The 9,827-nt window shown below is 67.7% G+C and carries 7 protein-coding genes and 4 pseudogenes; 2 read left to right on the forward strand and 9 right to left on the reverse strand.

Going from position 1 to position 9,827, the window contains the following annotated elements; genetic code table 11:
- The first annotated feature begins 128 nt into the window (after positions 1–128).
- Entirely contained in the window at positions 129–1,019 is an 891-nt protein-coding gene (locus ABZV38_RS37990) for a LysR family transcriptional regulator (RefSeq protein ID WP_356333224.1), read from the forward strand.
- 155 nt (positions 1,020–1,174) lie between these two features.
- Here the strand turns inward: ABZV38_RS37990 and ABZV38_RS37995 are convergent, their stop codons facing one another.
- From ABZV38_RS37995 to ABZV38_RS38005, 3 genes and pseudogenes are all read right to left on the reverse strand, one after another.
- Positions 1,175–1,729: a peptidoglycan-binding domain-containing protein gene (locus tag ABZV38_RS37995; protein ID WP_356333226.1), complete on the reverse strand. Its 555-nt coding sequence runs from the start codon at positions 1,727–1,729 to the stop codon at positions 1,175–1,177.
- A gap of 373 nt (positions 1,730–2,102) precedes the next feature.
- Positions 2,103–2,375, reverse strand: a pseudogene (locus ABZV38_RS38000) (IS5/IS1182 family transposase); the annotation flags it as partial.
- 400 nt (positions 2,376–2,775) lie between these two features.
- Entirely contained in the window at positions 2,776–3,063 is a 288-nt protein-coding gene (locus ABZV38_RS38005; protein ID WP_356333228.1) for a hypothetical protein, read from the reverse strand.
- A gap of 54 nt (positions 3,064–3,117) precedes the next feature.
- Here ABZV38_RS38005 and ABZV38_RS38010 point away from each other — a divergent pair, with 54 nt between their 5' ends.
- Positions 3,118–3,849 carry a MerR family transcriptional regulator gene (locus ABZV38_RS38010; protein WP_356333230.1) on the forward strand — a complete coding sequence of 244 codons (732 nt, stop codon included), beginning with the start codon at positions 3,118–3,120 and terminating at the stop codon, positions 3,847–3,849.
- Positions 3,850–4,207: 358 nt separating this feature from the next.
- Here the strand turns inward: ABZV38_RS38010 and ABZV38_RS38015 are convergent.
- The 6 genes and pseudogenes from ABZV38_RS38015 to ABZV38_RS38040 all read right to left on the reverse strand — a co-directional run.
- A pseudogene (locus tag ABZV38_RS38015) lies at positions 4,208–4,345 on the reverse strand (AraC family transcriptional regulator); the annotation flags it as partial.
- 129 nt (positions 4,346–4,474) lie between these two features.
- Entirely contained in the window at positions 4,475–6,859 is a 2,385-nt protein-coding gene (locus tag ABZV38_RS38020; RefSeq protein ID WP_356333232.1) for an excinuclease ABC subunit UvrA, read from the reverse strand.
- A 218-nt stretch (positions 6,860–7,077) separates the two neighbouring features.
- Positions 7,078–7,251, reverse strand: a pseudogene (locus tag ABZV38_RS38025) (VOC family protein); the annotation flags it as partial.
- Between the two features lie 10 nt (positions 7,252–7,261).
- Positions 7,262–7,494 (reverse strand): annotated as a pseudogene (locus ABZV38_RS38030) (AraC family transcriptional regulator); the annotation flags it as partial.
- Positions 7,495–7,577: 83 nt separating this feature from the next.
- Entirely contained in the window at positions 7,578–8,804 is a 1,227-nt protein-coding gene (locus tag ABZV38_RS38035; protein WP_356333234.1) for a bifunctional class I SAM-dependent methyltransferase/NUDIX hydrolase, read from the reverse strand.
- Positions 8,805–8,832: 28 nt separating this feature from the next.
- Entirely contained in the window at positions 8,833–9,396 is a 564-nt protein-coding gene (locus ABZV38_RS38040) for a class I SAM-dependent methyltransferase (RefSeq protein WP_356333236.1), read from the reverse strand.
- Positions 9,397–9,827 lie beyond the last annotated feature (431 nt).

Here is a 9,827-nt window from a genome sequence, read left to right on the forward strand (position 1 = left end):
CCAACTTGAGCCTCAACACCTCAAGGATCACAGGAGACGGCGTGTTTCACGTATCAGGGCAGGTCAGAGCACCCACACATACGGCAGGAGAGCCCGAAAAGTTCTGCACAACCTTTAAGCTCAGCTACATGCTTGACGTGCGACGTATGCAGGTTCTCCGTGCGGTCGTCACCAGTGGGTCGATCACCGCAGCGGCCAGCCATCTGGGGTACACCCCGTCCGCTGTCAGCCAACAGGTGGCAGCTCTGGAGGAGCAGGCCGGGATTCCGCTGCTCGAGCGGGTCGGCCGTGGCGTCCAGCCCACGGAAGCCGGCCAGTTGCTCAGCGAGCACGCGGCGGTCATCAGCAGGCAGGTGGCAGAGGCAGAGACAGCACTGACCGACCTGCGGGCCCGCCGCACAGGACTGCTGTCGATCCGCTACTTCGCCACGGCGGGCGCCACGCTCATGGCGCCCGCACTCGCTCGCCTCCGGCAGGAGCACCCCGGTATACGGGTCGACCTCAGGATGACCGACCCGCAGGACCCGCTTCCTGAGGTGACGGAAGGCCGTGCCGACCTTGCCGTGGTGGTCCAGCCACGCAGCCGACTCCACGAAGGCATTCACTTCGTTCATCTGCTCGACGACCCCTACCGCGCCGTCCTGCCCGCAGGGCACCGACTCGCCGCGAAACGAGTGCTGGACCTGACCGACCTCGCTGACGAGCCGTGGGTCCGCAGCGACGGGCCTGGCCCCTGCCTGGACGCCGTGGTCGAAGGCTGCGCCGCGGCGGGCTTCAGTCCGAACTTCGTGGTGGAGAGCGAGGATTACGCCACGGCGCAGGGGTTCGTCGCCGCCGGCCTCGGGATCAGTCTCATCCCGACCATGGGGTTGGCCAACCGTCACCCCGCCGTCGTCGTGCGCAAGGTGCGCAAGCCGGAACCGATGAGGGTCATTCACGCGGCGGTGCGGGAGACATCGCTGGGCCGGCCCGCGCTCCGCGGACTGCTCGCGGCACTCCGGAACGTGCCCAGGCAGTGAACGTCGGCCAGGGGCGCGGGACGAAGGTGCATACGCTCGTAGCCCGTCGTCCCCCACCGGACATGCCGGAGGCCTCAGACTAGGGGCCTCCAACGCGCCGAGAGCCCGCCTCCCCTCCGGGAAGCGGGCCCTCGGCGTGCCTGCGACGGCAGGCGTCAGGTGCAGGACCGGTAGTTGTAACCGGCCTTCCGCCAATTCTCGCTACCGTCCTTGAACTCGTAGTTGCCGTCCGGGAGGCGCCTCAAGTCGAAGTTGTGGTCTGAGCCGAAGTACCTCAGATACAGGGTCTGGCCGGGGGATGCACTACCGGATGTTTTGTCCAGCCAAAAGCCCGCAGCGCCAAAGGTCTCCCTGCCGACGCCCCCGTCGACTTTCACGCCTTCCGTTGTCTGCCAAGCCCTGGTCGCGTTGTAGGTCTGATCTCCGAAGACCCCGTCGACGTCCGCAAGGGACTCGAGGTTGCCGTCTGCCCACAGGATCTTCTGCCACAGGCACGCCACGTTGGAAGACGCGTGACGGCTCCTCCCCAGCTCGCCCTCGTCGTCCCAGTCGTTCCAGTAGTTGTAGACGTCGCCGCTCCCCCAGATGTAGGCGCGGCCGCTGTAGTCTCCGCTCGCTGCGGCCGGGGTGGTGCTCACGGCGAGGACGGCGGCGGTCAGCGCCCCCACCGTGCACGCGCCCAGCTTGATCCGCTTGGTACTCCAACTCATGACGACTCCCGGATTCGGGCCCCCCCTTGGAGCCAGATCGCGCCATTAGACAGCCTCCGACAGCGGATCCATATGGCAAGTTCACGCCATAGTGGGTCATGTTCACGCCATATTCGTCGGCTGTGGCGTGTCGGGGTCGGGTCGGCCAACGCAAGCGCCGTTCCCGCCACGCTCGTGTTTGGCACTTCGGCAAGCAGAAGAGCGCATCCGTTCGCCGGCCGAATCCTGGGAACCACCAGCGTCCGCGCACTTGCCTACGCCCCCGGAGCCGTAACTTCACGGCCTTGGGCCATAGCCCGGCAGACTACTCACTCTCATCGCTACAGGAACGCGCTCTCTGATGGGCCTTCTGGCGCATGCCGGCGAGAGGGATTTATGTGCGTCGGTTCGGGCGGTCGTCCCAGGGATGAGCGGCCCAGGACCGGTGAATAAGGCTGCGAACAATGATGATCGTGTCCGCGAGATCGAAGTACGCATCTATCACGGCGGCGCGACGTTCGTAGCAGCGGGCAAGCCGGTGGAAGGCGTTCTGCCAAGCATGGGTCCGCTCGGCGTGCCGGCAGTGGCTTGCCTGGATCGGGGCCTTCTCGCCTCTGTGCGCGATTCGGCCGTGCAGGCCGCGTTCGTTGAGTATGGCCCGGGTTTTGTTAACCAATGAAATCGAGCGCCAAGGGGCGACCTTCCTCGTGCCGGTCGAGGGAGCGTGCACGGGGTCATGCCTCTCATGGTGGGCAGGCGGCACCTACGTACGGAGTCGGCCGTAGGCGCCGCCCGCACTCTTGGGAATGCTCGGCAAAGGACGAGCAGATCGTCTGACACCCGGAAGGGGCGCCAGTTCTGCTCAGCGAGTCGCCTGGGCGGCGTCCTCGTGGGCGGTGCGCAGGGCTGAGAGGAAAGTGTCCGCAATAGGCGCCGGCCCTCCTCATCGTCTATCTCGCACACGCGCACCGGGTCGGCCAGGCCGAACACTCTGGCCCGAGCGCGTCGGACGCGAGCGGGACCGATGGCTGCGTCCCGGAGCGTCGTTGCAGCGGTCGGTCGGATCCTCAATCCCGATGTCGGTCGGCCGGTGCCTTCAGCAGCCGGTCCAGCTGGTTCCCTGCCTCGTCGTAGCCGGCGTCGGAGATCCGTTGCAGTTCGCGCAGGTCGCCGGCCGCGGCCGCGCGTCGAGTGAGCAGGAACCCGGCGCGCATGGATCCCTCGTCCAGCAGCTCGCTCAGCTCCTCGAGGTCGCCGTCTGCGTCGGCGAGGTCGGCCAGCCGGTCCAATGCGGTCTCGTTGCCCTCATCGGCCAGCTCGCGCAGGGTTTCCCGATCGATGTTCGTGTTCGCCATGAGACCATGCTGCAACCCTGCCCCAGGGGAAGGGTCAAGTGGGACGATGGCCGGGTGATCACCATCGGGCAGCTGGCCAGGTACGTCGGAGTGTCGATCAAGACCATTCGCGTCTATCACGACAAGGGGCTACTCCCCGAGCCCGACCGCGATGCGTCCGGCTACCGGCGGTACGGCGCGAACGACGCCATCGACCTGATCAAGATCCGGACGCTCGCCGAAGCCGGCGTTCCCCTGGCCCGTATCCGGGACCTGAGATCAGCGACCGACGAGGAGTTCCAGCAGGCGCTTCGCGAGATCGACGACGAACTCACCGCCCGCATCCGTGGCCTGCGGGCAACGCAAGGACGCCTGCGCCGGCTCGCCGCCGGGCATCTGGCACCGCTGCCCACCGAGGTCGGTGCCCATCTGGAGCACCTGGCCCGCTGGGGATTCACCCCGCGATGGGTGGACCTGCAACGCGACCTGTGGATCCTCGTGTTCGCCACCCACCCAGACCGCGCGATCACCCTGTTCCACGAACAAGCCGAGATCCTCGCCGACCCGGCGCTACGGCAGCTCTTCCTCGACTACGACCACGCGCACGACCTCGACGTCGACGATCCCCGCATCGACGACCTCGCCCGCCGGATCGGCGAGGCGAATCGGGAACGCTACGGACCGGACGAACTGCCCGAGCTGGATGCGGCCTCCGAGATCCCCGCCCTCATCCAGGGCACGGTCAACGCCTCGTCCCCGGCATGGCAGCGACTCGACACGCTCATTCGCGCACAACTGGACGCGTGACTCGACGTGCACGGACGCACGGTCCCGGCTGCGTGCTGAAGTCAGTCAGCGCGCGCCGCGAACTACAGGGCAAACGGTGCCTGATGCGGCACTAGCAAAGGCGAAGAACCCGTGCTGAACGTTATGGGTCTGCCAGGCGACGGACACGACTGCTCGACACGGACCGCAGGTCAAGATCACTGACGTGAAGCGCTGTCAAGACTCGGCTTCTGGCACAACTTTTGTGGAGCTGGCTGGATCGGTCCTCGCTGCAACGACAGCAGTAGCCCCTGACATGCAGATTTCCACAAGCGCGCCGGCCTGGCCGGCTCACCTGAAGCGTCGCCATCACAGAGCTTGAGCCAGAACCAGACCTCGTGAACAAACGCCGGAACTCTCGGCTCTGGTGCCCGGCCGGCATGTGCGCGCCGCGGGCGAGCGCCTCGACGTCCAGCGGCTGCGCGTCCTCCGGGTCGATCCGGTCGCGGGCGCAGCGCAGCCGCGTGAGGTCACGCAGGTGACCTCACGCGGCTGTATGCAGAGCAGGATGAATGCCTACTCGACCCTGTTGAACACGCCCTTCACGGGTCGGGACGAGTCGAAACAGATGAGAGAACTCGGCTCACGGTGTCCGCGAGGGGCTCGGTCAGGTGCCGACGTAGGCCCCGAGGTGCTCGCCGGTGAGGGTGGAGCGGTCGGCGACGAGGTCGGCGGGTGTTCCCTCGAAGACGATCCGGCCGCCGTCGTGGCCGGCGCCGGGGCCGAGGTCGATGAGCCAGTCGGCGTGCGCCATGACCGCCTGGTGGTGCTCGATGACAATGACCGACTTGCCCGAGTCGACGAGCCGGTCGAGCAGGCCGAGCAGGTGCTCGACGTCGGCGAGGTGGAGGCCCGTCGTCGGCTCGTCGAGAACGTAGACGCCGCCCTTCTCGGCCATGTGCGTGGCCAGCTTGAGCCGCTGCCGCTCGCCGCCGGACAGCGTGGTCAGCGGCTGGCCGAGGGTGAGGTAGCCGAGCCCGACGTCGGCGAGCCGTTCGAGGATCTTGTGCGCGGCCGGCGTGCGCGTCTCGTCGGCGCCGAAGAACTCCTCGGCCTCGGTCACCGACATCGCGAGGACCTCGCTGATGTTGCGACCGCCGAGGTGGTATTCGAGCACCGATGCCTGGAACCGCTTCCCCTCGCAGTCCTCGCAGGGGCTGGCGACGCCGGCCATCATTGCCAGGTCGGTGTAGATGACGCCGGCGCCGTTGCAGGTGGGACAGGCGCCCTCGGAGTTGGCGCTGAAGAGCGCCGGCTTCACGCCGTTGGCCTTCGCGAACGCCTTGCGGATCGGGTCGAGCAGTCCGGTGTATGTCGCCGGGTTGCTCCGTCGCGAGCCGCGGATCGCGCCCTGGTCGACCGAGACCACACCCTCGCCGGGGGGGATCGACCCGTGCACGAGCGAGCTCTTGCCGGAGCCGGCGACGCCGGTGACGACGACAAGCACCCCGAGCGGGATGTCGACGTCGACGTTCTGCAGGTTGTTCGCTGTCGCGCCGCAGATCTCCAGGGTGCCGGTGGGCTTGCGTACCGTCTCCTTGACAGCGGCCCGGTCGTCGAGATGGCGGCCGGTGACGGTACCGCTGGCCCGCAGCCCCTCGAGGGTGCCCTCGAAGCAGACGGTGCCGCCCTCCGTACCGGCGCCGGGGCCGAGGTCGACCACGTGGTCGGCGATCGCGATCGCCTCCGGCTTGTGCTCCACGACGAGCACCGTGTTGCCCTTGTCCCGCAGCCGCAGGAGCAGGTCGTTCATCCGCTGGATGTCATGGGGGTGCAGCCCGATCGTCGGCTCGTCGAAGACGTAGGTGACGTCGGTGAGCGAGGAGCCGAGGTGCCGGATCATCTTGACGCGCTGCGCCTCGCCACCCGAAAGCGTGCCCGACGGCCGCTCGAGCGAGAGGTAGCCGAGCCCGATCTCCACGAACGACTCCAGGGTGTGCTGGAGCGCGGCCAGCAGCGGCGCCACCGACGGCTCCTTCAGGCCGCGGACCCATTCGGCCAGGTCGCTGATCTGCATCGCGCAGGCGTCGGCGATGCTGATCCGCTTGATCTTCGACGACCGGGCCCCCTCGCTGAGCCGGGTGCCATCGCACTCGGGGCAGGTGGTGAACGTGACCGCCCGCTCCACGAACGCCCGGATGTGCGGCTGCATCGCCTCCTTGTCCTTGGACAGGAACGACTTCTGGATCTTGGGGATCAGCCCCTCGTAGGTGAGGTTCACGCCCTCGACCTTCACCTTGGTCGGCTCCCGGTAGAGGAAGTCCTGCATCTCCTTCTTGGTGAACTTGCGGATCGGCTTGTTCGGGTCGAGGAGGCCGGACTCGGCGTAGACCCGCACGGTCCAGAAGCTGTCCGACTTCCAGCCGGGGATGGTGAACGCGCCCTCGGCGATCGACTTGGAGTCGTCGTAGAGCTGGGTGAGGTCGATATCGGAGACCGTGCCCCGGCCTTCGCAGCGCGTACACATGCCGCCGGTGCGGGAGAAGGTCGCCTTCACGGCCTTTTGGGCACCGCGCTCGACGGTGATCGCACCGCTCGCCCGGACCGAAGGGACGTTGAAGGCATACGCGCTGGGCGGGCCGATGTGCGGCTTCCCGAGTCGGCTGAAGAGGATGCGCAGCATCGCGTTGGCGTCGGTGGCGGTGCCGACCGTGGAGCGGGGGTCGGCCCCCATCCGTTGCTGGTCGACGATGATCGCGGTCGTCAGCCCGTCGAGTACGTCGACCTCGGGCCGCGCCAGCGTCGGCATGAAGCCCTGCACGAAGGCGCTGTAGGTCTCGTTGATCAGCCGCTGCGACTCCGCGGCGATCGTGTCGAACACCAGCGAGCTCTTGCCCGAGCCGGAGACTCCGGTGAACACCGTCAGCCGGCGCTTCGGGATCTCGATGCTGACGTCCTTGAGGTTGTTCTCGCGCGCGCCGTGCACGCGGATCAGATCGTGGCTGTCGGCATCGTGCAGCGCAGGCGACTGCGTGTCCGTCTTCTTGGCCATGCTTTTCGTGTCTCCATCTGTTGGGCGGGGCCGCCTTCGCGGTCTCCGTCGGCGTCGCCTGGCTCGATCTAACCAGCTTCGAGTAGTACTCAGGTTCGACTTTGCTTCGGCCCGTGGAGCCTCTGGGCCCCGGTCTCGCGGCGCGCCCCCGTCGAGGCGTCAGACCAACCAGCGGCCGTCGCGCATCAGCTCGCGGTCGGACAGCTCGTTCACCTCGCCGGCTCCAGGACGATGGACGTGCCGGGCTGTTCGGCGGGACCGACCGTGATCCAGTGCATCCCGCCGTATGCGACGTCGTTGCGGACCTCGAAGCCGACGGTGTCGGGTGGGAAGGCCAGGGATGCGTCCGGGGCGTCGTGCGGGAGGCAGGTTCCGTGAACGGTGGTGTCCATGGCGGTCACGCTAGCTGCGGCTCGGCACCGGTGCTTCTCGATTCCTGATCGGTCCGGTCACCTGTTTCGCCACGCACCACGGCATCCCAGCCGTCGCGCTCGCCGACTGGCGCCGGTAGGTGCGGGGCGGTATGCCGACCAGTTCGGTGAAGCGACTGCTGAAGGTGCCCAGCGACGAGCGCAGACCTCGGTAACGCTGAGGTTGCCGCGACGCAGCAGCGCCATCGCGCGCTCGACGCGCCGCAGTCGCAGTCGCAGCCGCGCGAGATCGTGCCCCATCGCAAGGATCAGCGGTCGGCGACAAGCGCGGGCCCGGCACCTGCGGATCAACCAGTCCATCCGTCCGTAGCCGGGCCGGCTGAACGGACAGGCCGGGCCGCCGGCACACGCTCGTGATGGGGCGGTGGCGCGTAGGGGGTGAATGCGGCAGGAGGGTGTTCGATCGGGAGTCCGGGACGCCAGGCGGTGAGGATTTGGGCGCTGCACACGAACAGCCCTTGGGGGAGCTGTTGCGGTGAGTACCAGCGCCAGGAGCTGACGCTCTCACCGGGCTGGTCGGCCGGCTCGCCGTTCCAATCGGTCACGGCTGCAGCCACGGTGATCCGCACGACCGCACCGACGTGGTCGAGCAGCGTGCCGAGCAGGACGACGTCGTCGGCGCGAGCCTGGAGGCCTGTCTCTTCGCCCAGCTCTCGGACGACCGCCTGCTCCAGAGTCTCGCCCGGCTCCACACTTCCTCCTGGTAGCTCCCAGGTGCCCCTGCGATGTCGCCCGAGCAGGACTCCTTGCGGACCGTGGATGATCGCGCCGACCCCCAGAGCCGCATGCGCCGACGGCGGCTGGGAGGTGCGGGGGCGCGAGGAGATGCGGGCGTGACGGCGGACACGGAAGAGCCGGTAGGAGACGTGATTGTCGCTGTCCGGTGAGTCGAGGGCGTCGATGCCCTCGACGAGGAACCCGTGCTCGACGAGCAGGCCCTCCCACAATTCCGGGGTGAGCACCCACATCTGCACGGTGAGTTGGCCGCCGCCGGCCAGAGGAAGGATCTCGGGACGGGCGCTGACGCTTGAGGAGGGACCGTGGCCACGGGAATTGGTGTGCAGCACGGTGAAGCAGAGCTTTCCGTCCGGCTTGAGCGCCGCGGCGAGGGCTGGCAGGAGGCGGTGGGGGTCGATGTAAGGGAAGCCGCCGATGGAATAGATCACGTCATACGGCTCCGTGGTCTGCAGGTGCTCGACAGCATCACCCAGTAGCAGCTGCAGCCCGCCCAGCGAGCCGTACCGGTCGCGGGCACGTTGGTGCTGGCCTGGTGAGGCGTCGATGGCATCCACGACCGCTCCGTGCTCGCGAACGAGATGCGCGGCGTGCTTCCCGATGCCGGAACCGATATCGAGCACGCGCACTCCGCGGAGATCGCCCAGCACCTCGGCACCCGGGCCCGCGCCCCAGAACCCCCAGTCGATGCGCTCTACATCGGGGACTGGAGTCCTCCGATCGACGTGGTGGGATCCGTACCGCATCCACGCCTTGATGTTCACCTGCTCTGGCTTCATCGGCTGCTCCGTGGGGTCATGGGTGCGGTCATGGGCGTAGTGCCAGACAGTGGAATGTGCGGGAGGAACTGCGCCGGACAACAGACCAGTTGGCAGTCAGTAATTCGGCGTCCGCCGGAGACAGGTCCCATTCCTGTGCTGGACCTTCCTCTGGGTCGTGCAGCGAGGTTGCGACCCAGAACACACCGCCGGGCGCGAGAACCCTGCGGACACGGTCGAGGAAGGCTCCCTTGTCCGGCATCCAGCGGAATACCAGTCGGCAGGTGACGAGCGCATACGCCGGCTGCGGGAGGTCGGCCGGGTCGTCAGCTGCGAAATCCATCAGGCGGAAGTCGATGCCAGGGCTGCCGTGCTGATGCTCGGCGGCGGCCAGGGCCGTAGGGGAGCAGTCGATCGCGGTGACCGTGTAGCTGAGCCGGGAGGAGAGATGGCCGGCCAACTCCCCTGTGCCGCAGCCGATATCGAGCGCCGCTCTGCCTCTTCCGGGCCCAACCTGGGCAGCAAGGATCTTCTCCTCCCAGGAGGCGAGTGAGCGATAGCGGCGGCCCTCCCGCCACAGTTGCTCCCAGTAGGCCGTGTTCGTGGACGTCATCGTGGGCCTCCGGTTGCCGTGGTGGTCCAGCCGAGTTCGGTGCAGGCGCGGTCCTGGGCGATGCCTTCGATCGCGCCGCGGGTGCAGGCGACCAGCGGAACAGGAGGGCCGTCGGGCAGCCATCAGGCCCACTGGGTGCAGCGGCCCGGCTCCAGGAGACGGGCGTAGGGTTCGCACGTCTCTGAGCACCGGTTGCGCGGAACGTTGTTGAGCAGCGAGTGGTTCCGGTGAGCGTGGGTACTCACCGAGAGTGAACGCATGACCCGTTCGGTCCCTCTGGCCGACGACCTTAGCGCGAACAGGGTGGGCCTCGCCGCAACGGGCAGGGGCTGTGGCGCTAGTGTCCTGCGTCGTAGATTCGTTGAGTAAGTAGACTGTCTTCATGGCGAAGATGGGGCGGCCGATGGCCGAGCTGGCGTTGACCGATGACG

Origin of the sequence: Streptomyces sp. NPDC005181, from assembly GCF_040608395.1 — a bacterium.
Lineage (GTDB): Bacteria > Actinomycetota > Actinomycetes > Streptomycetales > Streptomycetaceae > Streptomyces.

What these genes read in the sequence shown, in the direction of transcription:
- ABZV38_RS37990 (WP_356333224.1), top strand. Translation starts at nt 129, where the DNA reads ATGCTTGACGTGCGACGTATGCAGGTTCTCCGTGCGGTCGTCACCAGT.
- ABZV38_RS37995 (WP_356333226.1), bottom strand. Translation starts at nt 1,729, where the DNA reads ATGAGTTGGAGTACCAAGCGGATCAAGCTGGGCGCGTGCACGGTGGGG.
- ABZV38_RS38005 (WP_356333228.1), bottom strand. Translation starts at nt 3,063, where the DNA reads ATGGCGAACACGAACATCGATCGGGAAACCCTGCGCGAGCTGGCCGAT.
- ABZV38_RS38020 (WP_356333232.1), bottom strand. Translation starts at nt 6,859, where the DNA reads ATGGCCAAGAAGACGGACACGCAGTCGCCTGCGCTGCACGATGCCGAC.
- ABZV38_RS38035 (WP_356333234.1), bottom strand. Translation starts at nt 8,804, where the DNA reads ATGAAGCCAGAGCAGGTGAACATCAAGGCGTGGATGCGGTACGGATCC.
- ABZV38_RS38040 (WP_356333236.1), bottom strand. Translation starts at nt 9,396, where the DNA reads ATGACGTCCACGAACACGGCCTACTGGGAGCAACTGTGGCGGGAGGGC.